Raw genomic sequence first — 21,139 nt, forward strand, 5'->3', positions numbered from 1 at the left:
GGGGCTGTCCCGGCTCCCCACCCCCGCCCGACACCGAGGTAGTGGCGAGCGGGGCCTGGGCAGCCGATCAGCGGCGCTAGACCTGGCGGCGGTGCGGTCCATAGAGGTGCCGAACCCGGCCGCGGTGTGACCGATGCCTGCCCCCGGGCTGACCGCCGTCGGTGGTTGCGGGCCCGGGGTTGGGGGGGCGATCGGGTCAGCGGTGGGAGTCGGCCGGGAGAACCGGACGGTCCACGTCGCGGTGGTGGATCGCGACGGGAGCGGATCCGTCGTCGAGCAGGGCGGCGATCTGCTCGGTCAGCGCGACCGAGCGGTGGCGGCCGCCGGCGCAGCCGACGGCGACGACCACCTGATGCGGCACGGTCAGATCGCCGAGCAGTTGCCGCACGGTGGCGGCGGTGTTGACGCTCAGACAGAGGGCACCGGGGGTGCCCATCACGTGAGTGCGGACGGGGTCGTCCAGACCGGTCAGCTCCCGCAGCGCCGGGTCGACGTGGGGGTCGCGCAGAAGCCGTCGGGTGTCGAGGGTGATGTCGGCCTCGGGCGGCGGGGCATGGCGGTAGCCGAAGCTGATCAGCTGGACCAGAGACGTCATCGGGTGGCCGAGCAAGGTGGGGCCCATGCTGAGGTGCTCTCCTTCTTCCTGGGCGGTGGGTGGATGTCGTGGACCCGGCGGCCGACGGCGTACGCGGCGGCGGCGGCCGCAGCGGCGGCCGTCAGCAGCGCGCGGGCCCGCGGATGCCGGGAGCCGTAAGCGGAGACCGCCCGCGCCGCACGGGTCTGTGCGGCGCGGGCGGCGGTCAGAAGGTCAGAGATTCAGGACTCCAACGGGGCCGGGATGGCGGAGGGGTGCGGGCGGGCCGGGGCCGGAGTCTCGGTGCGGCCGTCCCGCTCGTGCGGGGTGGGCCGGATCGGCAGCGGCGGGCGGGCGGTCACCGGCCGCCCCGGGTCTGGCTGTTCTGCCGGCTCTGCTTGTTGGCGTCCGCGACCTTCTTGGACAGGTCGTCGCCGTTCTCGCCGTTCGGGCCGGTCACCCAGGTCATCGGGCGCCTCCCGCCCGGACGCGGCGCAGGGCCTCGTCCATGTCCGGGTCGGAGTCGGTGGGGTGCGCCTCGAGTACGGCGCGTGCCAGGATGGTGATCACAGGTTCTCCGATTCAGGTGCCTGTATCGCGCCGCCCAGGGCCTCTACCTCCTGGGCGGCGCATCTATTGGGTGGGTGGGGCGGTCCTGCTGCCCCACGCCGCCCCCACCCGCTGACCGGCTGCACAGCAGCGGCAGGTGGGGGCGACGTGCAGTGCAGGAACAGCCGGGTCAGGCCGCCCGCTGGGCGGCACGGCGGGCGGTGTGACGCTTGAGCAGGCGGCGCTCGTCCTCCGACAGCCCGCCCCACACGCCCTCCTCGCCGACCTCCAACGCCCAGGTCAGGCACTGTTCCATCACCGGGCACCGGCGGCGACAGATGGCCTTGGCCTCCTCGATCTGCAGCAGCGCCGGGCCGGTGGTACCGACCGGGAAGAACAGGTCGGGGTCCTCGTTCCGGCACGCTCCGCGCTTCCGCCAGTCCGTGTGTGGGTCGTGGTCGCCGCGCGCGGCGACGGCCAGCTGCACGGCGTTCAGGTCGTCCAGGTGCATGCAGTCCTCCAGAAAGGTCGGGGCGGGAAGAAGTGGCCCCCAGGGGCACGGGGCTCCTGGGGGCTGGAGGGTGGTGTCGGCCGGTGGGGGCGGATCAGGCGGTGGCGCGGTGGGAGACCGGTCGGGTGCGCCACAGGTGGTCCTGGGCGAGCCCGGAGATGCGGGCGGTCAGCCGGCGGCCGGTGTCGCACGGCGTACCGCCCTGGCAGGCGGAGCAGGTGGTGCGGTGGTCGGCCAGGGCGGTGCGCAGTTGCCCGTACATCGGCGTGGGGTGCGTCGCGTTCTGCGTGGTGCGGCGGATCCGCTGGCGCAGCTCGATGACGGTGGCGCAGCGGCCGGCCCGGCACCGCAGGCAGTCGCTCTGCAGGTGCTCGGTGAGGTCCTCGCGCAGCGCGCGGGTAGCGGTGTTCATCTGGGTGGGCGCCGGGGCGGGCTGCTGCCGCGGCTTGCGGATCGGGCGGGTGGTGCGGCGTCCGGCCGCCGTGCTCTCCGCCGCGAGCAGCCGCTGGGCCCACTGCTCAGGGGTGAGGTCCATCTCGATGCGCTGCGCGCTGCCGGGGCAGCGCCGACCCGTCTGCGGCTTGGGCGCGTTCGGGTCGTCGCGGTAGCGGCGGGGGCCGTCCTTGGGGACATCGACACCGTCGCGGTGCGGGTGGATCATGGACCGCTTCAGGCGGCGCCAGGTGCCGCAGTCGGGACAGACGATCATGCGGGTCTCGTCCTCGCGGAGGTTGAGGTGCTCGGGGCGGAAGGTGCTGGCCTTGATGGCCGGGCGTCCGTTGTGACGCATCAGGTGCTCCCTCGGTAGCGGTTGCGCTCTCCTTCGGCCAGGGGCCGGGCGTGGCCCGGGTCCTGGCCGGCGGGCAGCGCAAACGGCTGCGGCTGGCTCACCTGGCTGTGCTCCGAGGGACCGCGTCGTACTCGTCACCCCGGCCGGCGTGGAAGCACGGTCAGCCAGACGTATGAAATTGAGCGGGAGAAGGGACCGTGGGTCCGGCTCCCTCATCCGGCGCCGCCCGACGGGGCGGTTCCGGGTGGGGGAGCCGGGTCCGCGGGGGACCCGGCGGGTGGTGCGGGGAGGGTCAGGCCGCGATCGGCAGGGGCGCCGCGACGGCCAGCCGCGTGATGCGCAGCTGCTCGGCGTAGGGGAGGAGCATGTCCACCAGGCGCTCGCGAACCAGCTCGGTGATCGACGGGTCGGCCGCGAGGATGTCCCGCGCCGCCTCCCGCCGCGCCCCGTACTCCGCGATGACCTCGTCGCGGGCCTTGGTCTTGCCCTTTTTCACTGCGGACGCGGCGTCCCACTTGGCCAGCTCGTCCGCGGTCACCAAGTCGTACATCTCGAGTGGAGTACCGAAGACGATGTCCAGGTCGATGTTGCTGAACTCCGGGAGGCCGACGACCACAGCCTCCAGCAGGCGCTGGGTCTCGTCGTCGAAGCAGTCGTCCGTAAAGGACATAGTTAGGCCCCTTCGAGATCTTTCATTCTATCGATACTGCTAGCTTTACTGATACTGTCGGGGTGTGTCAAGAGGTTTGCTGGCGAACCTGACTAACCCGGTAAGGTGGATCTACGATGACGGCCATGACCAACGCCGAGGCCATGCAGCCGTACCAGCGCATCGTTAACGACATCCGCAACCAGATCGCGGCTGGCCGCCTTCAGGCTGGCGCGCAGATCCCCGGTATCAAGGCCCTTGCGGAGGAGTACCACGTCGCGGCTGGCACGGTGCAAAGGGCCTTGGCGGAGCTGCGCACCCTTGGCCTCATCTACTCCCACCAAGGCCGCGGAAGTTTCGTCAGCGAAGAGGCGGCCGGGAGGACGGACTCGACCATCAACCGCATTCGCCACCTCGAAGAGCAGGTGGAAGCGCTGACCGCCCGTCTCGATCGACTCGAGCAGGGCTCCGAGTGATGTGCCCAACATGGTGTCCCCCAGGTCGCCTTGTGGGGCCCATCACACTCCTGGCAGCGGAAACGGAACATCACAGCGGCTTGTAGAACCCCATGCGCACTTTCATTCATGGGTTTTCAACATTCGCGTACACACGGGTTTTGGGGCCCGAGCCCTAGGCTCGCGGACATGACGATGACGGAGGGGCAGAGCGTGGGGAAGCAGCGCGCGGGGTGGAGGCCAGACCGGCTGCGGGAGCAGCGGGAGGCTCACGGCCTGACTCTGGAAAAGGCGGGCGAGCGCCTCCGGGATGTAGCCGAGAAGGCCAAGCTCAAGGGCGTTCCCGCCGCGAATCCCCAGACCTTGTGGCAGCACGAACAGGGCGAGGTCTATCCGGGACCGCACTACCGGCGTGCCTACTGCCTTCTATACCGGGCCACCGAGCCTGATCTCGGCTTCCGAAACGCCCTGCCCGGTGAGGAGACGTCCTTCAAACTCACGCCCATGGATGATCGCCTCAACGGCGCGCACGTCTTGGCCGTGGAGCGCGCAGTTCACCGGATCGGGCCGGGCTCTGGCGCCGGGGAAGCTGATCACTTCACCTTGCAGCAGCGCATCATCGACGCCTGGAAGCGGAGGCACACCGGCGGCGACCCTCACCGCCCCGTCCTGATTCTGGTCGGCGGGTTCGCCGGCAGCGGCAAAACCGAGCTGGCCAGGTTCTTCGTCCAGCTCACAGGGTGGCCGCTGCTCGACAAGGACCCGCTCACCCGGCCGCTGGTGGAGCGCCTCTTGGTCGCGCTGGGCGGCGACCCGAATGACCGGCACACGGAGCTCTACAGGGAGCGTGTCCGGTCGGTGGAGTACGACTGCCTCATGCAGTCAGCCATGGCCAACATCAAGTGCGGTATCAGCACGGTTCTCTCCGCGCCGTTCATCGCGGAAATGACCGACCCGGAATGGATGCAGCGCCTGTCCAACCGGGCCGCGTCCCTCGGCGTGGACGTCTTCCCAGTGTGGGTGCAGTGCGATGAGGAATCGATGCGCGAGTACATCACCTTCCGCTCGGCAGCCCGGGACGCCTGGAAGCTCGCCCGCTGGGACGAATACATGGCCACGATCGACCTTGACCTGCGCCCGGCAGTGCCGCACATGGTCGTCGACAACAGACTGGGCACCGCGGTAACGCTTACAGACCAAGCCCGCCAGGCGATGGGGGCGATGCACGCATGACCACGAAGCAGGGCGTGATCCTCTACGGCCCGCCGGCTTCGGGCAAGGACACCGTCACCACCGCGCTCAGCGAACTGGACCCTAAGTACGCCCAGTTCGCGCGGCTCAAGGTCGGGTCGGGCAAGTCGGCCGGCTACCGGATGGGCACAGCGGAGCAGCTGCGCGAGCTGGAGGCCGCGGGCGACGTCGTCTACGCGAACAGCCGGTACGGCAATACGTACGTGCTGGACAGGCCGGGGCTGGATGCCGCATTCGCGGCCGGGGTGCCGGTGGTGCACCTAGGGCAGGTCGACGGCATCCGGGCCCTGGTCGACGGCTACCCGGCGGACTGGTCGGTGGTGCTGCTGTGGTGCCCTCGCGAGGCGACCGCGGAGCGATCGGCGGGCCGCGGCGACCGCGACACCGCGGCGCGGCTGGCGGTGTGGGACGCGACCCGCGAGGATCTGGACGCGCACCCGAGCGCGGTCTGGGACCTGGCCGTGGACACCACGGCCGCGTCGCCGCAGGACGCGGCGCGGCTCATCGACCAGCTGCTGGCGCAGCGGGCGGGAGCAGCGACGGCGTGAGCGCGGGCTACGGCTGGGCGAGTCGGTCCAGGGCGTCGGTGAGTGTGAGTTCGCCGTCGTCCTTGACCTCGTGCCACCGTGCCAGCGTGGACGCGGCCGCACGCAACGTCTCCGGCGGCAGGCCGGCGGCCGCGAGCGCATCGGCGGCTTCCTCCAGCTCCGGGCCCCAGCGCCAGGCGCGGGCGGCGGTCTTGGCGACGTACTGCGGCTCGGAGAGGTACGAGTTGGTGCGCTTCGAGGCGACCTCGATGAGCTCCTGTTCGACACCGTGCTCCCGCGCCATTCCGATCGCGAGTGCCACCAGGACCCGCGACGTCTTCTGGAAGCTCGCGTACGCCAGCTTCAGCGCGGACGCCTTCCCGACTTTCGTGCCCAGCACTGCCGTCCGGGTAGCGGTGCCCGCGAAGAGGGCCTCAATCCGCGTAGTCGCGGCGACCGCGCCCGACAGGTACAGGGTCGGTGTCTTGCCGCCGACCGGAGGGGAACCCACGACGCCGCCGTCCACGACGGTCGCTTCCGGCTCGAGCAGCGCGGCGATGCGCTGCGTCCGCTCGGGGCTGATCGCGTTCGCCTCCACGTACACCCCCGTGAAGCGGTGCCCTGCGACGTCGTGGGCCAGGTCCTCGGCAGCGGCCGGCGGGCAGAGGCTGATGACGATGTCGCTGCGGTCCAGCAGCTCTGCCAGCTCGGCGACAGGCGTCAGGCAGAACTGGGCGGCGCGCGCCGCGGAGGCGGAGCTGCGCCCGGCCTCGCACCACAGGACCTCGGCCGCGTTGGTCGCGGCGCAGGCGGCGACGGCGGCGCCCATGCTTCCGGGGTGGAGGATGCCGACGGTGGGCTGGTCCACGGTGCTACTCCGTCTCGTTGAGCAGGATGGTGATGGCGTCGGTGACGTCGTCGACGATGTGATGCGCGGCGCGAAGACCGTCCGGCCAGGGGCGCCCGCGCAGCCAGATGGTGCGCAGTCCTGCCTGATGGCCACCGCCGATGTCGCCCGCGGGGTTGTCGCCGATCATCCAGCCGCCGTCGGAGAGGTCCAAGCCGCAGCGGGCGGCCGCGAGTTCGAAGAGTCGCTGGTCCGGCTTACGGATCTCCAGGTCGCCGGAGACCGCGATGCCGTCGACCAGCTCGGCGATGCCGGTGGCGGCGAGCTTGGCGCGCTGGATATCCGCAGCCCCGTTGGTGATGACGCCGACCGTCCAGGCCGCTGTCCGAAGGCGGGCCAGGCCCTCAAGGACAGTCGGCCGACAGGTGACGGCGGCCGCCATCAGGCCGACGTACTCCTGCCAGAGTTCTGCGGCGGGCTCCTCCAGGTCGAAGGCCGTGCGGAGTCGGGCGAAATCATCGGGGTTCGCACGATCAGCCAGCTCAGTGAGCAGCCACTGCTCGACGGCCGGGCCGAAGGCGTGCGCACGGCAGAGATCAGCCACGGCGTCGCCGAACACCGCCCGCCGATCGACCAGCGTGCCGTCCAGATCGAAGAGGGCCAGCATGCACACGACCCTATCGGCGCCCCGGCACCCAACACCCAAGATCGATCTCATGGTGTATCTTTCGGAGGGTCAGTGATCATGAGAGGTTGGGCCATGGCCAACACGGACCCCTTGCAGCGGGTCGATGCTCTGCTGGACGACGTTCTGCCGCCGCCGCGTGTGCGGCAGCAGTTGCGCCTGGCCGCAGGGCTTACCCAGCAGGAGGTTGCGGAGGCCGTGGGGGTGAAGCGCCTCGCCGTGGCCCGGTGGGAGCTTGGCCAGACCCATCCACGGCGACCACACCGCAAGGCCTACGTGCACCTGCTCAAGAGGCTTGCCGAGCGCTTCCCGGAGGCCGCCGACCCGGATTCGGGCATGCCGACGCCAGCCTCGGAATCAAGGGGGTCGGGGTGACGTAGCCGCCACCGGCCGCGCGCGCCGAAAAGCGGACTGACAATCCGCTCCGGCCTCGCGCGGCCCTTCGCGCCGACCGGGTTGACAGCCCAGTCGACTGCTCAGTCCCGGTTGACACCCGGTCCTGAGCCTCGGCTCATCGAGCCGTTCCACTCCACTGCACTACCCCGCCTGACAAGCGGGCCGGCCCCTGACAAGGGCCTTGCACAACACGGCCGCTGACAACGGCCGCTGCACCGACACGAACCACCAGAGAGAGAGCAAGGAGTCGCCCCTGGTCCTTCGCACGGCCACCCGCTCCTGACCGGAGCAGGCCAACACCCTCACACCCATTGGCCGACCCTTCCCGCGTAGCGGGCGGGGCGCGGCCGCCTGATGAAAGGCGTCTTCGTCATAGTGCCCGATCTGGTGTCCCCATGTCAGCCTGGCGATGTCCAAATCACCCCGGTTCGCGCAGGGCGATCTTCCCGCCTGACGGGACCGGCATTCCACTTCTTCACGTTTCGCCCGGTAAGTCGTAGTGCGGAGTGTGCCGCACCGCACACCCCTGCTCCGGTCCTCGGGCTGCCCGCTCGTCACGCCACCGGGTTGTCCACACGGGTGGCGGCCGGTCGCGAAAATCTGTCCACAGGACGTTCGAGTGGTGCTCGCCCGGTGATCTCTGGCGTTGTTGCTGTGGTGGGTCGATGAGCGCCGGGGCGGCGGTCGCCGCAGCGGTGAAGACGCAGGTGCGGGTGTCGGGACCACGGCGACTGCGGCTTTGGGCGGTGCCTGCGCAGGCCGGTCCGGTGCCGGTGCGGGGTCCGGGGCATCCGCTGGCGCTGGGACGGGACGCTCGCGCCCGGCTGGGTGGCGCGGTACGTGCGCTGCTGGACGTGGCCGGCTTGGACGGTGTTTCGGATGCGGTGCGGCTGGCGGTGGTGGTGCTGATGTCGCGGACGCCGTCGGAGTCGGGTGTGGTGGAGATCCGCACCTCGGAGTTGGGCCGGTGGCTGGGGCTGTCGGCGTCGTACACGGCTTCCCGCGTGGTGCCGGTGCTGCGGCGCTCGGGTGTGGTGTCGGTGGAGACGGCGGAGGGCGAGTACGGCCAGGACGACGGCCTGAAGTGCCGGGTGCTGCCGCTGTGGGCGGCGCAGGACGTGGCCGGGCATCCGCTGAATCTGGCGAAGAAGGAGTTGGCGACGCTGCTGCGGCTGCTGGAGGCCGTGATGGCGCCGGGCTGGACGCACCGGGACGGCCGGGTGACTCCGGCCGGGCTGATCGGTGAGCGTACCGGCCGGGGCGCGGCGACCGACCGTCTGGCGCTGCTGCTGCTGGTGCTGGAGGCGCGGGAGACCGGGCGGGTGCGGCTGTGCGGCGGGGCGGTGGACACCAAGCGCGGCCGGGCTGCGGCGACGGTGGCCCGGCTGCTGGGCTGTTCGGCGTCGGCAGGGGAGCGGGTGCTGGAGCGCCTGGAGGACCGGGAGCTGGTGCTGCGGGTCCGGCTGAAGACGGGCTCGGGCATGCCGAACCGGTCGCGGCTGATGGTGCCGGCGGTCGCCGTCGCGCACGGCCGCACGGTCGCCGACGACGTCCAGAAGGACCGCGCGCAGGCCCTGGAGCCCGAGTTTTCAGACCCCGACGTTGCGGCAGGGCCTGCTCAGGTGCTAGGGCCGGAGACGGAACCGCAGGTCAGCGGCGTGACGGTGACGGATGAGGCGGATGTTGCAGAGCCCGACGGTACGGCAGCCCTTCACACTGATCACCCTCACCTGGTTACTCCTGTCATTCCTCTGCTGCTCTCTGGTGGCTTTTCCGGCGAAGGCCGTGGGGGTGAAGGCCATCGGTCGGAGCGCGTGTGCGCGCGCGAGGACCAGGCCGTCGACAGCGGGAGCGGCGCTGCCGGGAACAGGTCGCCGGTGGCTGAGGGCGGCCCGCTGCGCGGGGAAAAGCCCAAGGAGTCCCCGGTCGATGAGCGGGTGGGGCAGCGTGCTGCCGGGGCCGGTGGCTGGCCGAAGGCTGTGGGCTGGGACAGGGCGCAGCGGCAGCGGCGGGTGGCCCTTCCTGCTGATTTCGGTCTGCAAGTGGCCCTGGAACCGGTGGCGGGGCTGTGGGAGCGGCTGAGCGGCTGGCAGCAGGACCAGGTCGAGGCGGCCGCGAAGACGGAGATGGCCCGCCTGGCGGGGCTGCTGGCGCTGCCGGGTGGCGCGCCGCGGCTGCTGGCCGACCGGCTGGCCGACCGCCTGGCGGAGAGCGGCGGCGAGGCCCTGGTCAACCGCCCGTATCCGTGGCTGATCCGGCGGGGCCTGGTGCAGCGTCAAGCGTGCTCGGACTGGCGCTGCGACGACGGGATCCGGCTGGACACTGGGGCTGAGTGCGAGAGCTGCCACAACGTGATCCACATCCGCCGCGCCCGCCGCGCCCGGATCGTTGCCGAGATCGGCCGGGAGCTGCCCGGCCTCACCGACCGCGAGCGCCAGCGCGTCCTTGAGGAGCGGCTGCGCGAGCAGACGGACATCGAGGCGGAGGACCTCGTGCGGCGCCGTGAACAGGCCCGCACGGAGCAGGCCCACCGCGATGCCGCCCGTGCGGCTGCCCAGGAGCAGGCGGAGCGCGAACGTGTGGCCGCGGCCGCCGCCGAAGCGGCCCGCCAGGCCCTGCCGTGCCAGGACTGCGGGCGGGCCCGGGCGGCCGGACTGTGCGAGACATGCGACCACCGCCGTCAGACCGAGACCCTGATCGGTGAGGCCGGTCTCCTCGCAGCAGCCGGGTCCGCCGACCTGGCCGACCCGGGCAACGTCGCGACCGCCACCACCGCAGTCCGGACGGCCATCGGCAACAGCATCGCCGCCGCCTGGCAGGAGTTCCTGCAGATCACCGACGTCGCTGCCCTGGAGGCCAACCCGGAGGCAGCAAGGGACGCGTACGCCTTCACCGCGCTCCAGACCGCCCAGCAGGCCGTCCAGGAGTATCAGGACAACGCCCTGGCGATGCTGGGCCGGACCGAGGAAGCCGAAGCCGAGGCCCGGCGGGCCTACAAGACCGAGCAGGGGCGCCGCTGGTACAAGCACAACCCAACCGGCGCGGACGCCGTCGCCGCCGCGACGAAGGCCGCCGACGCGGCCCGGGAGCGCACGGCCGAGTACCTGCTCGCGGTGCGGCTGGAGCAGCTGCGCGGGCAGGCCGCCGCCCGCACCGAGACGGCCGCGCCCGCGCCGTGGAAGGACCGGCTGCCCGAACCCGCCGCCCGCGCCCTCGACGGCGACACCGCCGGGGCGGTGATGGCGTGAGCACCGAGCCGAGCGGGGGCGACCTCGCGCGCCAGGCCCTGATCGCCGCCCGGGAAGCGGCCAAGAAGAACGGCACCGGCCGGGCGAAGAAGCCGAAGCGGCACAGCGGAACGGCTCCGCGCCGTGGCGGCCGCGAACCGCTCGGACTCGGTGCGGCGATCGGCATGATGATGACCGAACGCGGCATGACCGCCCCGGCCGTCGGCGGCAGCGTCCTCGCCCAGTTCGACGCCATCCTCACCGCGGCCGCGCCCGACCTCGCCGGGTACGTCCAGGCGGTGGGCTTCGACGCGGACACCGGCCGCCTGGACATCGCCCCCAACGCTCCCGCGTACGGCACGAAGCTGCGCTGGAGCGCGCTGAAGCTGATCGCGGCGGCCAACGAGCGGGTGCCGGGTGCGAACGTCCGCACCATCCGGGGCCTGGCAACTGGCGCCGTGCCCGGCGGGTCGATGAAAACGCGGGAGACGGCGTGCGACGGCTACCGCTGGGCGCCAGGCCGCCGTGTCCCCGAGCTGTGTCGACCCGTCGATCGCACAGGTGGTGGAGCGGCAGACTGCCGCGATGCGCGAGCTGAGCCGGCGCGGGTTCCCCGAGCCGGACGACGAGCTGATCCCGGCCGAGGTGAACCGTGCGCAGCGCCGTCGAGCCGCGGCTATGGAAGCCGTCGCACTGCGCCGGGCCCGGCAGGAACGCGCGGTCCGCAAAGCCGATGCCTGAGCGGCAGGTGACCGAGTGAGGAACGGCGCCAGGATGCCGGAGCGGCTGTACCGCGCCGCTCGACGGACCGTGCACGGACAACTACGGTGTGAACGCTTGTTCTATTCGGTGAATCGTTCAGGATCGGTTACGAACATCAGCAGTCCCGGTCATCGCTTCCCGCAACGCGGCGGCGGAGGGCATCGTTGGGCAGCACACAGCAGGAGGGGACCAGTGAGCGACCGTAGTTCGATCGAGTGGACCGAAGCGACGTGGAACCCGACCACGGGATGCGACCGTGTATCGGAGGGCTGCGACAACTGCTACGCGCTGACGTTGGCCAAGCGCCTGAAGGCTATGGGCTCGCCGAAGTATCAGGCCGACGGTGACCCGCGGACCTCCGGCCCCGGGTTCGGGCTGACGCTTCACCCAGACGCCCTGCGGGTGCCTTACGGGTGGAAGAGCCCGCGCACGGTGTTCGTGAACTCCATGAGCGACCTCTTCCACGCTCGGGTGCCGCTGGACTACGTGCGCCGGGTCTTTGAGGTGATGGCCGACACCCCGCAGCACACCTACCAGGTACTGACCAAGCGGGCACGGCGTCTTCGGCAGGTCGCCGGCCGTCTGGAGTGGCCGGACAACTTGTGGATGGGCGTGTCCGTGGAGAGCGCGAGGGAACTGCCGCGCGTGGACGACCTGCGGCAGGTGCCGGCGGCGGTGCGGTTCCTGTCGTGCGAGCCGCTGCTGGGGCCGCTGGACGGGCTTGAGCTGTCCGGGATCGACTGGGTGATCGCGGGCGGTGAGTCCGGGCGCGGGCACCGGCCGCTGGACGAGGCCTGGGTCACGCAGATCCGGGACGTCTGCCAGCGGGCCGGTGTGGCCTTCTTCTTCAAGCAGTGGGGTGGCCGTACGCCGAAGGCCGGCGGCCGTGAGCTGGACGGCCGGACCTGGGACGAGATGCCGCAGCCCGCGGCGGTGTAGCGCGGCGGGCTGCGGGCCGGGCGTTCACGGTCGTGCGGGCTGCACGACCAGTGCGCGGGTCTTGTCGCCGCCGACGCCCGTGGTGGGTGTCTTGCCCTGGCTGTGCAGGTACTTGACGGCCTTGCGGGCGGCCGGGTCGGTGACCTGTCCGAAGTAGTCGCCGAAGACGGCCAGGGTGTGGTCGACCAGCCGGATGGGGCGTCCGGCCCGGAGCAGCTTCTCCAGGTTGGCGGCCATCGCCGGAACAGCTTCCTTCTCCACAGTCGCGGGGTCGGGCCGCAGCACGGAGGCGGTGGAGAACAGGACATCGGGGTCCTCCCGGGTCTCCTGCAGTTCCAGGGTCTTCCACCATTCCGCGCGTGCCCGGGCCACGGCGTCGCCGAACACCCACAGCCCGTACTGGCTGCGGGTGGCGAACACCAGCCGGTAGACGGCGCGTTTGTGCGGTGCGTGGGAGACCGGTACCGAGTGCACGAACATGCCGGTACGGCGGGCCAGGCGGCGGGCGTACTCGGCTGCCACTGCCTCGATCGCGTCCTCCGCAGCACCGGTCTGCGCGCCGGGAGCGGCCGCCTCGGCGAAGTACTCGCGCCACCAGGTTCCGCCGCAGACCTCGTCGAAGCGCCGCAGGGAGGTCTCATTGCCGTTGGGGGAACGGACGTGTCCGCCCAGCCGCCATACGGCCATCATGCTGAAGTTCATCAGCAGCTCGGTCGCCGGCTTCTTGCGCGGCCGCTGCCTGGCCAGCACGTCCACGAGCCGGTCCTGGGGCAGCACCAGCCCGCACGGGTCCAGGAAGAGGAACAGCGGCCTGCCCGAGGCGCGCTGGATTACGCTGTCGAGGACGCCGTCGACCTCACCGCGATGAGCATGCGCGACGACTCCCTGGCGGCAGTAGCCTTCCACGACCTCCTGCAGCCGCTGAAACGACCTGGCCTGGGCTTCAGTGAAGAAGCCCTCCACCGTCACCCCGTGCCGGGCGCGGAAATGGGAGGCGACCCTGAGCGCGAGCTCCGCGGAGGCCGGCTCGCCGTTCTCGTAACGGCCCTCGCCCGCGTACCCGTCCAGGTAGACCACCCGTTTGTCGTGCGACTGGCCGCTCAGCATGCCGCCGAACTGCGCCAGATAGCGCTTCAGCAAGTCATGCTTGAAAACGCTGGGCAGTGCTTTGTCTTTCCAGTAATCCCCGCTTGTTCCCGTCGACATGGCCCCCACCTCGTCACGGTCCGGACAACCGTCTGCTACGCATCGTCAGCCACGTTTCGGAGTCCGACAAGAGGCCCGATGCCCCGCCCCCCTAGTTCCGGCCCAGCTGCGCTGGCTGAGAGCGCGTGGCGCCGGGGCGCGGTTGCAGGGGTAGCCCGTTCGAGTGAATGCCCCGCCATGAAACGCTCCGGGCTCACCAAGCCGACCACGGTTTCACGGGCAGCCGCGCTGCGCCGGGCCCGCTCCGAGCGGTCCCGCAGTGCTTTTGACTTACATCACGCGACCGGGGTCAGACTTTCGAGGGCCCTCACCCATGGTGAGGGCCCTCAGCTCTTTGCCGTACGCCCGCGGTGTGTCAGCCGCGAGGCTTCCGTCTCATCCGTTCAGGAGCGCTTGCCCGGCACCGTCATGCCCGGGCGGGCACCCGGTTGTCGATCGTCACCACGACGGGGTCCCCTTCTTCAGAGTAGGCCTTGCTGAGGACCCGAGCGGTCGCGTAGTAGACCTGGTAGGCCATGGACCAGTCGGCGTAGGCGATCAGCTCCTCGGCTTCCTCGCCGTCCGGCCTGCGCACGGAGGCTTCCGCCGTGCGGTAGAGGGCCAGGAGCACGGCGACCAGCGACCGGCCGGAGAGGACCGCGGCCACACGGCCGTCCTCGCGTTCTTCGAGGGACGGGGTCCGAAAGTGCGGATGGCTACCCACCTGTGCTGCCACGAATTCCCAGGTGTCCCGGTGGCAGACCAGGGTGGCCGACGCGACCCTCGCAGCCCTCATGATCGCCCAGACCCTGCCTTCCCAGGTGAGCGGAGACGGCTCCTTCACCGGATCGCCGGGGCCTTGCTCGCTGGCCTCCAGCGCCGCGCGGGAAACATCTTGGTCCCCTTCTTCGCGGCCATTGGCTTCCGGCGCGGACTGCCCAGCTTCAGGTGGCGCCTGATCGGCTTCGTCCTCGTCGGCCGTGGGGGCATCGGGCTCGGTGGAGGCTTCCGGCTCGTCGCCTCCGGGTGAGTTGTCCGCAGAGAGCTTCGCGGCAGCGGGCTCCACCTGCGGTGCAGACTCCTGGTCCGGTGCCTGCCTCTGCCCGGGCACGACGACAGGATCCGGCCCGGACCCGGTGCTGGCCCCGGCCTGGTCCGCGAACGGGTCTTCCGCCGAACCGACACTCACCGGCACCCGTGCCGGTGCCGCGACCTGCAGAGCCTTGAGGATCTTGCCGACGTCCTCACGCAAACCTTCGAGCCCGTGGTGCAGCCGGTCAACGTCCCGGCGCAGATCAGCCACCGCAGCAACGGCTTCGCTGGCCCGCTTGCCCGCGTTGTAGGCGCTGGTCCGCGTCTCGTGCTGCGACGATTTCACGTCGGCGAGAGCGGTCTCGCGCAACCCTGCGACCTCAGTGGTGAACGCGGCCCGAAGGTCCCGCTCCAGGTCGTTGACCCTGGCGCCCAGGCCGTCGATCGACCTCTTCATCTCATTCTTCGTGTCGATCACGATCGTCACGATGTCGTCCCTGCGCGGCAAGAAAGCCCTCCACCTGAAACGCGTAGCCGAATAACTGCACTGCGTAGTCTGGCCGGGCAGTAGGCGCATGTACGCGGCTTTCCGAACTTGGCTTGATCCATCCCGGCGCGGGCTGATCGGCATTGGTCGAACCGGCGAGGTCAACGCCGGCGACAACACCCTCCTTCGCAACGTCCGGCACCTGACCGTCTCCCTGCCCCGCAGTACGCGGCCCGTCTCTTCGACGCCCAGGAGGCTGGCGCCAGCGACGCCCGGCTCCAGGAGATCGCGGCCGAAGCGCTCAAGGAGGTCTACTTCCAGGACGGCGGCCGCCACGCCGGCAGCCTGGAAGAGGTCCGGTTCACGGACATCGAGCACCTCGAGTTCGACCTGTAGCAGCCCGTGCCCCGAACAGCTCGCGAGCCCCAGACCCATGCGACATGTGGTCCGGGGCTCGCGGCCGCCCCCGTTCGACGGTCCAGCTCAAAGTCCATGGTCAGCTGGCACGCCGCACGGTGAGCGCCCTGCTGCGAACAGGCCGTCGTTCCGCGCTTTCAAAAGCTCTCGTACGCGGCAATCAGCGCCGGTACGGTTCGCTTCATGTTCGGAAGGCGTAAGAAGCAACTCGATCCGCTGGTGGATGCCCGGCCGTCGACGGACGAGGCCCTCGATGAAGGTGTCCCCGAGCACCTGGAGATTCCCCTGCGCCGCTGGGTCATGGAGATCCTCCTGGCGGACGAGGAGAACGCTGAGAGGGTTGCTCTGCATCTGCGGCTTCGCGTGGATATCGGCCCGCATGGGTACTCACCTGCCAAGTTTCTGGCTAGCCGCACCACCGACAAGCAGCTACTCGACGTCATCGACACGATGCTGCGCTTCAGCGCACCGCCCGAGCCGGAGCCCGGCAGTCCGCGGGCCTACAGGTTCGACATGAGCGGCTACGTGGACGGCAGCGCCGATCGGAACAGGGCTATTGCCTATCTTCAGGACATTCTGACGCTCGGGGGCTCCGCATACCGTGTGAATGATGCCCGTACCGGGCTTGAGCTCCGGGTCGGCAACGCGGTGCAGAAGGCCGTGGCTGGCGCGCTCGCTGCGGCGCGTACACCAAGCAGCGGCTCGGCCGCCGACCACCTCGCGACTGCCTGGAAGTGCGCTTATGGGCGAGATCCGGACCCGACCAAGGCGTACAGCGAAGCGATCAAGGCGGTGGAGTCGGCCTCTCAGGCCGTCATCGAACCGAACAACGCCAAGGCGACGCTCGGATCGATGCTGGGAGTGATCAGGAATTCGCCCCATCGGTTCTCCACGGCGATTCCCGCACCCGGTCAGGAAAACGACATCGAGCTGGTGTCCGCCATGATGCAGCGGTTGTGGAAAGGCCAGACCGCCCGGCACGGCTCGCAGAACCCGACCCGGTTCGAGACCCAGCGCGAGGCCGAGATGGCCGTGCACCTGGCTGCCACCCTCGTGCAGTGGTTCGCCGCCGGTCTGGCCCAGCGAACGCCTTAAGCCAGGACTCGGCAGCGGCGCCGGGCCGGCGCCACTGCCGTCGTCTTGCCCACGCCAACGGGCCCTGCCCTGACCGCACACCCGATGGAAGACAGGTGTCATGCTCGATCTAACGGCCGCCCTCTCTCAAGAGCAGACCCTGCTCCTGACGACGATGGCCCAGCAGTACCTCATGGAGGGCCAGTGGCCCGTCTGGCAGTTCACCGTCGACACCCTGGATCGGCATGACCTCGATGCCGAGGAAATCATCCGCTCCCTGCCCCGCGTCGGTTCCTCCGGGCATGTGGGCCCCTCTTACGGCCTCACGACGCACATCAGCTTCCACATCTCCGACGACCACCGCCCCGCCCTCACGATCGCTGCCGCTCTCCACGTGACCGAGCTCCAGTCGTACGTGGCCACCCCTTTCCTCCGCGTCCTCCACGCGCTGATCGCGATCCAGCGCAGCGCACCGCTGTCGACGCAGAAGGCAGCCAGGCCGCGATTCACCCGCGAGGACATCGAGCGGGAGCTGCCCGGACTGTCCCGGGGCTTCCTGGACCGGCTACCCGACGTCCTGACACATGAGCCGGCCACCTGGGGCGGCTCCAGCGGAACGGAAGACGGCGCATGGTGGCGCGAGCTGCGCCGGGAGATCCGCCAGTACCGGGACGCCACCACCCTGCACGAGTACGTGCACACCACCGCCGGCCTCATCACGGCCCAGGCAGAAGCTTTTCCAGCTCCTCACCCCCTGGTGCCAGCCCCCGCGCCCGCTCCAGCCGTCGGCCCGTACGTTGCTGAAGAGCTCATTGCCGATTTGGAGGCCAAGGACACCACCTTCCGGACGGACAAGCTGCTCGCCCTGGTCCGCGAGCTCAACGCCAACTACGCCGACCAGCACCCATACGCGTGCCAGATGCTGCTCCGAGCGATCCTGGACCACATCCCGCCGGTCTTCGGTCAGAAGAGCTTCCAGCACGTCGTCGCGCACGGGCCGTGGGGCAGGACCGAGAAGGTGTACATGAAGCAGCTCACGGAGTTCCGCGCCTCCGCTGACGACGCACTGCACCGGCAGATCGGTACCCGGACCAGCCGCTTCAGCACCGATGACCTTCCGACCCGCGCCAGCGTCAATGTCTTGCTGGAAGGCGTGCTGGACCGCCTTCCCGTCACCCAGCAGCAGGAGGCATAAGGGGTGTCGGGATGCGTGTCAGCCATCGAAGCCCTGATCGAACCCGCGAAGCACGGGATCGAGCTTGGTGATGGCGCCGCACAGCAAGCACAGCCGTACACCCGGCTGCTCGGCTGCGTCCAGCGCCCGGTCCAGCGGCAGCACCGGCGCTCCGGCCGGTGCCTCTTCGCAGTCGACACAGCGAGGCGGAGGTCCACGCTCTGGACCGCGCCTGGTCGTCATCTCCGTCGACCCCGAGGCCGGCAAACTGCTCCCTGGCGACAGCAGCGGCCAGAGGTTGCGCCAGTACGTCGACGACGTCGAACGCGTCCGGCTCGTGTACTGGGTGACGGCGTTGAAGACCGTGGTCGTCGTCGCCTTCATCGAGGTGTAGCAGCCGCCCGCTGCCCTCGTGCTGCACGGCTGCTGCATGGAGGTACTGGGTGCAGCGCAGCATTCGCACGGTTCAGCCAGTAAACGGGTGCTGCTCGTGCAGCAAGGCCAGCCTGCTGCGCTGCAAGCCTGCACATCCTTCACCACCGCCAACTCGTGGTCCTCTCTTGGAGGGGAACGGTGTGCTGCGCCGGGGCAGCGCCGGCGACTCGAGGTCTCTGCCCCGGCGGTTCTACCGGCGGTAGAATCGGTGGTATGAGCAAGCCGACGAGCATCAAGACCAGCGAGGAAGTGCGCGATCGTCTGCGTGTCCTCGCCGAGGAGCGCGGCACCACCATCACGGAGCTGCTGGAAGAGCTCGCCACGCGCGAGCTCACGGAGGCCGAGCGGGAGCAGCGTGCTGTCGAGGCGGCCCGTGAGCTCGGCGTTGAGTACACCGAGCAAGTTCAGCAGGTCGGCCAGGATGCCTGGGCGAGGATTCGCGCCCATCAGGGCGGCGCCGCCGCATGAGCAGCCTGACGGCCGTCCTGGACCACACGGCTCTGGCCGCCCTGTACCGCGCGGATTCCTTCTTCACGGGCCTCTACATCGAGGCCTCGCGCGGCACCGGTCGTGTCATCATCCCCTCCCTCTCCGTGCTCGCTGCCGAGCGGCAGGTTGCGGGCGCCGGCAAGCACGCGGCAGCTCTGCGGTTCGCGGAGAACGTTCCGTTCACCGCGGCGCACGCAGTGGACGCGATGGACTGGACAAACGTGGACTGGCCGGTGGCCCACGCCGCTGCGATCGCCTGGCAAGCGGTAAAGGCGGGGGAGCCGCTGACGGTCCTGTCGCTGGAACCTGAACTGTACGCGGGTACCGGCATCACCCCGCTGAACCCCACCTGACCCGCGCCGTCTCGGGCGAGGGGCTGTTTCCCGCGAGAAACAGCCTCTTCTGTGGTCAGCGCCCGGCGTGCAGATGCGTCCGACGGGCGGAGGCCGTGGTGGGAACCGCGGGTCTGCGCAGACCGCGCGCGTGCGCGAGGACGGCCTGCTGCACGGGGAACAGCCGAAGAAGTCCCCGTCGGTCAACAGCGAAAAGCCCGGCTGCGGGCCGGTGGCCGGCGCCTCGGTGCGGGTCGTGGACGGTGCCGGTCAGGGCAGACAGCAACGGGGAGGGTACCTCCGCCGCCGGAGGACTGCGGGCCGGGCCGTCCTGGCTCCGGTCAACCTGGTCTGGGCGCGCCTGGGTGTGGTCTCCTACGCCGCCCGCCCCGGCGACGGCGTGGGTTTCGTCCTGTGGCTGCGCTGCCTCGAGGACCAGGCGATCGCCCGGGGTGCTGGAGCGGCTCGGGCCGCGCACCGCGCATGCGCTCGGGTTCGCCTTCGCTCTCGCCCTCGGCCTGATGAGGTTGCCGACAGGCCAGCACCACTCCCGGTAAGGAGTATTACCGGGACTGAGGCAGACCTGACCGGCGCCCCGGCGCGGCCCCGGCGCCCGCCGGACCTCCTCCGCCCCGGCCGCCCGCGGAGCGAAATGTCATGCTCATGCCTCGATTCACAGACTGCGAATCACCGCAGATGCGGAGTGCGGAACGCGCCGCACCGGAAAAGCCCCGCGGCCACGCCCACCGGGGCAATAGGCAGCTATGCAGGACATACCAACCATGCTGGGAACGTGACATCCCCATCCCCCGCACCACCGCCCCGCACCCCGCCTGAATGGCCACACTGCGGCCACGGCGCCACCGCCGACGACCCCGTGGGCTGCCGCGGCATCCACGTCCCCCCGTACACCGCGTGCCTGGCCCACCTCTCTCCACGCAAGCGACGGCGGTACCTCGCCAGCCTGGGCCCCGGCGCCGACCTCGACCACCGCGGCACCCCCTTCACCGCAGGGCTGCTGGACGAACTGCGCGCCGCTCTCACGGACCCCGCCACCGACCGCCTCTGCTTCGGCACCGCCGATTTCAGCGGGGCGGCGTTCGGCGGCCCGGCCCGGTTCAGCGGGGCGACGTTCCGCGGCGAGGCCTGGTTCATCGGAGCGGAGTTCGGCGGCCGTGCACTGGGGCCGCTGGTGTGTACCGGAACGCTGAATCTGTCGGAGATGGTGTTCGAGCGCGCGGTGACCATCGAGGCAGCAGCGGCGACCGTGCGCTGTCGGCGGACGCGGTGGGCCTCCACCGCCGCGCTGCGGCTGCGGCATGCCGAGGTGGACCTCAGCGACGCGGTTCTGGAACGCCCGGTGAGCATCTCCGCCTATCCCCGGCCCTTCATCGGGCCCGGTGGAGAGGAGATGGCCGAGCCTGGCCTGGCCAATCTCCGCCTGCGGATCACGTCGCTGCAAGGGGTGGACGCGGCCCACCTGGTCCTGACCGGTGTCGACCTCACCGAGTGCCGGTTCGCCGGCGCGGTCCACCTGGACCAGCTCCGCTTGGAGGGTCGGATCACCTTTGCCCGACCACCCAAAGGCTGGTGGCGGTCGCGGCGGCGGACCCTGGCCGAGGAGCACCACTGGCGCGCCGCCGCGGCAGGCCGCCCAGCCCCCAGCACGCAGCTCTCACCACGCGAGTGGCGGCCCGGGCCGGACCACCCGGATCTGGAATCTGCCCCGGGCCCGGAGACCGTGGCCGCGCTCTACCGCCAGTTGCGCAAGGCGCTGGAGGATACGAGGAACGAGCCGGGGGCGGCGGACTTCTACTACGGCGAGTGCGAGATGCGCCGCCATGACAGAGGCCGCAACGGTCACCCCGGCACTCCCCGGGGCGAGCGCGCCCTGCTCAGGGTGTACTGGGCGGTCTCCGGGTACGGGCTGCGCGTCTCCCGCGCTCTGGCCTGCCTCCTTGTGGTGATGCTCTTCGCCCTGGTGGTCATGGTGTGGTGGGGTCTGCCCGTCGAGGCTACTGAGTTGACGACCACCGGCCGCCAGGTCGCCGCCGGGCAGGAGATCACCCTCACCACCGGCACCCCCGCGCCAGTCAACCCCAGCGGGCCGCTCGCCGAGCGGATGACCACGGACCGGTTCGAGGAGTCTCTGCGGGTGGTGGTCAACTCGGCGGTGTTCCGCTCCTCCGGCCAGGACCTGACCACCACCGGCGCCTACACCCAGATGGCCGTCCGCTTCATCGCGCCGGTGCTGCTGGCGCTGGCGATCCTGGCGGTCCGCGGCCGGGTCAAGCGCTGACCGTCGGCTTCACTCCGGCGGGCGGTCTCCGGCCTGCTGCCGCATGGTGGTCG

Annotated in this window: 22 protein-coding genes and 2 pseudogenes; 14 read left to right on the forward strand and 10 right to left on the reverse strand. The window is 70.5% G+C overall.

Going from position 1 to position 21,139, the window contains the following annotated elements; genetic code table 11:
* Positions 1-196: 196 nt before the first annotated feature.
* The 4 genes from QPK52_RS27365 to QPK52_RS27380 form a co-directional block, all read right to left on the reverse strand.
* The gene (locus tag QPK52_RS27365) at positions 197-622 is read right to left on the reverse strand and encodes an ATPase (protein ID WP_410540538.1); all 426 of its coding nucleotides are present in this window, start codon (positions 620-622) and stop codon (positions 197-199) included.
* Between the two features lie 691 nt (positions 623-1,313).
* Positions 1,314-1,628 (reverse strand): WhiB family transcriptional regulator, encoded by a 315-nt coding sequence (locus QPK52_RS27370; protein ID WP_410540596.1) that lies wholly within the window; start codon positions 1,626-1,628, stop codon positions 1,314-1,316.
* Between the two features lie 100 nt (positions 1,629-1,728).
* Positions 1,729-2,424 carry a hypothetical protein gene (locus QPK52_RS27375; protein ID WP_410540539.1) on the reverse strand — a complete coding sequence of 232 codons (696 nt, stop codon included), beginning with the start codon at positions 2,422-2,424 and terminating at the stop codon, positions 1,729-1,731.
* 292 nt (positions 2,425-2,716) lie between these two features.
* A complete protein-coding gene (locus tag QPK52_RS27380; protein WP_410540540.1) occupies positions 2,717-3,094 on the reverse strand; it encodes a hypothetical protein in 378 nt (125 codons plus the stop codon).
* A gap of 125 nt (positions 3,095-3,219) precedes the next feature.
* Here QPK52_RS27380 and QPK52_RS27385 point away from each other — a divergent pair, with 125 nt between their 5' ends.
* The 3 genes from QPK52_RS27385 to QPK52_RS27395 all read left to right on the forward strand — a co-directional run bounded on the left by QPK52_RS27385 (position 3,220) and on the right by QPK52_RS27395 (position 5,327).
* Complete coding sequence (locus tag QPK52_RS27385; protein ID WP_410540541.1) at positions 3,220-3,549, forward strand: GntR family transcriptional regulator; 330 nt, start codon at positions 3,220-3,222, stop codon at positions 3,547-3,549.
* A 168-nt stretch (positions 3,550-3,717) separates the two neighbouring features.
* Positions 3,718-4,761: an AAA family ATPase gene (locus tag QPK52_RS27390; protein ID WP_410540542.1), complete on the forward strand. Its 1,044-nt coding sequence runs from the start codon at positions 3,718-3,720 to the stop codon at positions 4,759-4,761.
* Positions 4,758-5,327 carry a phosphotransferase-like protein gene (locus tag QPK52_RS27395; protein WP_410540543.1) on the forward strand — a complete coding sequence of 190 codons (570 nt, stop codon included), beginning with the start codon at positions 4,758-4,760 and terminating at the stop codon, positions 5,325-5,327. Before QPK52_RS27390 ends, QPK52_RS27395 begins: the two co-directional genes overlap by 4 nt.
* Before the next feature lie 7 nt (positions 5,328-5,334).
* Here QPK52_RS27395 and QPK52_RS27400 read toward each other — a convergent pair whose 3' ends face one another.
* The gene (locus QPK52_RS27400; protein ID WP_410540544.1) at positions 5,335-6,174 is read right to left on the reverse strand and encodes a DUF1932 domain-containing protein; all 840 of its coding nucleotides are present in this window, start codon (positions 6,172-6,174) and stop codon (positions 5,335-5,337) included.
* A 4-nt stretch (positions 6,175-6,178) separates the two neighbouring features.
* On the reverse strand, positions 6,179-6,820 hold the full coding sequence (locus tag QPK52_RS27405; RefSeq protein WP_410540545.1) for an HAD family hydrolase: 642 nt from the start codon (positions 6,818-6,820) through the stop codon (positions 6,179-6,181).
* A 93-nt stretch (positions 6,821-6,913) separates the two neighbouring features.
* Here QPK52_RS27405 and QPK52_RS27410 point away from each other — a divergent pair, with 93 nt between their 5' ends.
* The 4 genes from QPK52_RS27410 (at position 6,914) to QPK52_RS27425 (ending at position 12,162) form a co-directional block, all read left to right on the forward strand.
* Positions 6,914-7,213 carry a helix-turn-helix transcriptional regulator gene (locus tag QPK52_RS27410; protein WP_410540546.1) on the forward strand — a complete coding sequence of 100 codons (300 nt, stop codon included), beginning with the start codon at positions 6,914-6,916 and terminating at the stop codon, positions 7,211-7,213.
* An 875-nt stretch (positions 7,214-8,088) separates the two neighbouring features.
* Positions 8,089-10,482, forward strand: a complete 2,394-nt coding sequence (locus tag QPK52_RS27415; protein ID WP_410540547.1) for a hypothetical protein — start codon at positions 8,089-8,091, stop codon at positions 10,480-10,482.
* A complete protein-coding gene (locus tag QPK52_RS27420; RefSeq protein ID WP_410540548.1) occupies positions 10,479-11,213 on the forward strand; it encodes a DUF721 domain-containing protein in 735 nt (244 codons plus the stop codon). The genes QPK52_RS27415 and QPK52_RS27420 overlap by 4 nt, the downstream gene beginning before the upstream one ends.
* Positions 11,214-11,415: 202 nt before the next feature.
* Positions 11,416-12,162 (forward strand): DUF5131 family protein, encoded by a 747-nt coding sequence (locus QPK52_RS27425; RefSeq protein ID WP_410540549.1) that lies wholly within the window; start codon positions 11,416-11,418, stop codon positions 12,160-12,162.
* Positions 12,163-12,186: 24 nt separating this feature from the next.
* Here QPK52_RS27425 and tcmP read toward each other — a convergent pair whose 3' ends face one another.
* The 3 genes from tcmP to QPK52_RS27440 all read right to left on the reverse strand — a co-directional run bounded on the left by tcmP (position 12,187) and on the right by QPK52_RS27440 (position 15,068).
* Positions 12,187-13,368: a three-Cys-motif partner protein TcmP gene (tcmP, locus tag QPK52_RS27430; RefSeq protein ID WP_410540550.1), complete on the reverse strand. Its 1,182-nt coding sequence runs from the start codon at positions 13,366-13,368 to the stop codon at positions 12,187-12,189.
* Positions 13,369-13,774: 406 nt separating this feature from the next.
* Positions 13,775-14,866, reverse strand: a complete 1,092-nt coding sequence (locus QPK52_RS27435; protein ID WP_410540551.1) for a hypothetical protein — start codon at positions 14,864-14,866, stop codon at positions 13,775-13,777.
* Complete coding sequence (locus QPK52_RS27440; protein WP_410540597.1) at positions 14,838-15,068, reverse strand: hypothetical protein; 231 nt, start codon at positions 15,066-15,068, stop codon at positions 14,838-14,840. The genes QPK52_RS27435 and QPK52_RS27440 overlap by 29 nt, the downstream gene beginning before the upstream one ends.
* On the opposite strand from QPK52_RS27440, the pseudogene QPK52_RS27445 reads away from it, so the two are divergent.
* The 3 genes and pseudogenes from QPK52_RS27445 to QPK52_RS27455 all read left to right on the forward strand — a co-directional run.
* A pseudogene (locus QPK52_RS27445) lies at positions 15,057-15,262 on the forward strand (XRE family transcriptional regulator); the annotation flags it as partial. The gene QPK52_RS27440 and the pseudogene QPK52_RS27445 sit on opposite strands and share 12 nt — an antisense overlap.
* 204 nt (positions 15,263-15,466) lie before the next feature.
* A complete protein-coding gene (locus QPK52_RS27450) occupies positions 15,467-16,378 on the forward strand; it encodes a hypothetical protein (protein ID WP_410540552.1) in 912 nt (303 codons plus the stop codon).
* 100 nt (positions 16,379-16,478) lie between these two features.
* Positions 16,479-17,552 carry a hypothetical protein gene (locus tag QPK52_RS27455; protein ID WP_410540553.1) on the forward strand — a complete coding sequence of 358 codons (1,074 nt, stop codon included), beginning with the start codon at positions 16,479-16,481 and terminating at the stop codon, positions 17,550-17,552.
* Positions 17,553-17,570: 18 nt separating this feature from the next.
* On the opposite strand, the gene QPK52_RS27460 is transcribed toward QPK52_RS27455, so the two are convergent.
* On the reverse strand, positions 17,571-17,696 hold the full coding sequence (locus QPK52_RS27460) for a hypothetical protein (RefSeq protein WP_410540554.1): 126 nt from the start codon (positions 17,694-17,696) through the stop codon (positions 17,571-17,573).
* Between the two features lie 14 nt (positions 17,697-17,710).
* Between QPK52_RS27460 and QPK52_RS27465 the strand changes: the two are divergent.
* The 4 genes and pseudogenes from QPK52_RS27465 (at position 17,711) to QPK52_RS27480 (ending at position 21,086) form a co-directional block, all read left to right on the forward strand.
* Positions 17,711-17,925 (forward strand): annotated as a pseudogene (locus QPK52_RS27465) (hypothetical protein).
* Between the two features lie 254 nt (positions 17,926-18,179).
* Positions 18,180-18,434 carry a hypothetical protein gene (locus QPK52_RS27470; protein ID WP_410540555.1) on the forward strand — a complete coding sequence of 85 codons (255 nt, stop codon included), beginning with the start codon at positions 18,180-18,182 and terminating at the stop codon, positions 18,432-18,434.
* Positions 18,431-18,808, forward strand: a complete 378-nt coding sequence (locus tag QPK52_RS27475) for a PIN domain-containing protein (protein WP_410540556.1) — start codon at positions 18,431-18,433, stop codon at positions 18,806-18,808. The genes QPK52_RS27470 and QPK52_RS27475 overlap by 4 nt, the downstream gene beginning before the upstream one ends.
* A gap of 772 nt (positions 18,809-19,580) precedes the next feature.
* Positions 19,581-21,086: a pentapeptide repeat-containing protein gene (locus QPK52_RS27480; protein ID WP_410540557.1), complete on the forward strand. Its 1,506-nt coding sequence runs from the start codon at positions 19,581-19,583 to the stop codon at positions 21,084-21,086.
* The last annotated feature ends 53 nt before the right edge of the window (positions 21,087-21,139 follow it).

The organism is Streptomyces sp. KL2, from assembly GCF_046529545.1.
GTDB lineage: Bacteria > Actinomycetota > Actinomycetes > Streptomycetales > Streptomycetaceae > Streptomyces > Streptomyces radiopugnans.

Bases quoted from the DNA above. Each gene is read 5' to 3' on its own strand.
- QPK52_RS27475 (WP_410540556.1), top strand. From the start codon at position 18,431: ATGAGCAGCCTGACGGCCGTCCTGGACCACACGGCTCTGGCCGCCCTG.
- QPK52_RS27470 (WP_410540555.1), top strand. From the start codon at position 18,180: ATGAGCAAGCCGACGAGCATCAAGACCAGCGAGGAAGTGCGCGATCGT.
- QPK52_RS27365 (WP_410540538.1), bottom strand. From the start codon at position 622: ATGGGCCCCACCTTGCTCGGCCACCCGATGACGTCTCTGGTCCAGCTG.
- QPK52_RS27450 (WP_410540552.1), top strand. From the start codon at position 15,467: ATGTTCGGAAGGCGTAAGAAGCAACTCGATCCGCTGGTGGATGCCCGG.
- QPK52_RS27395 (WP_410540543.1), top strand. From the start codon at position 4,758: ATGACCACGAAGCAGGGCGTGATCCTCTACGGCCCGCCGGCTTCGGGC.
- QPK52_RS27405 (WP_410540545.1), bottom strand. From the start codon at position 6,820: ATGCTGGCCCTCTTCGATCTGGACGGCACGCTGGTCGATCGGCGGGCG.
- QPK52_RS27385 (WP_410540541.1), top strand. From the start codon at position 3,220: ATGACCAACGCCGAGGCCATGCAGCCGTACCAGCGCATCGTTAACGAC.
- QPK52_RS27380 (WP_410540540.1), bottom strand. From the start codon at position 3,094: ATGTCCTTTACGGACGACTGCTTCGACGACGAGACCCAGCGCCTGCTG.
- QPK52_RS27375 (WP_410540539.1), bottom strand. From the start codon at position 2,424: ATGCGTCACAACGGACGCCCGGCCATCAAGGCCAGCACCTTCCGCCCC.
- QPK52_RS27455 (WP_410540553.1), top strand. From the start codon at position 16,479: ATGCTCGATCTAACGGCCGCCCTCTCTCAAGAGCAGACCCTGCTCCTG.
- tcmP (WP_410540550.1), bottom strand. From the start codon at position 13,368: ATGTCGACGGGAACAAGCGGGGATTACTGGAAAGACAAAGCACTGCCC.
- QPK52_RS27410 (WP_410540546.1), top strand. From the start codon at position 6,914: ATGGCCAACACGGACCCCTTGCAGCGGGTCGATGCTCTGCTGGACGAC.
- QPK52_RS27390 (WP_410540542.1), top strand. From the start codon at position 3,718: ATGACGATGACGGAGGGGCAGAGCGTGGGGAAGCAGCGCGCGGGGTGG.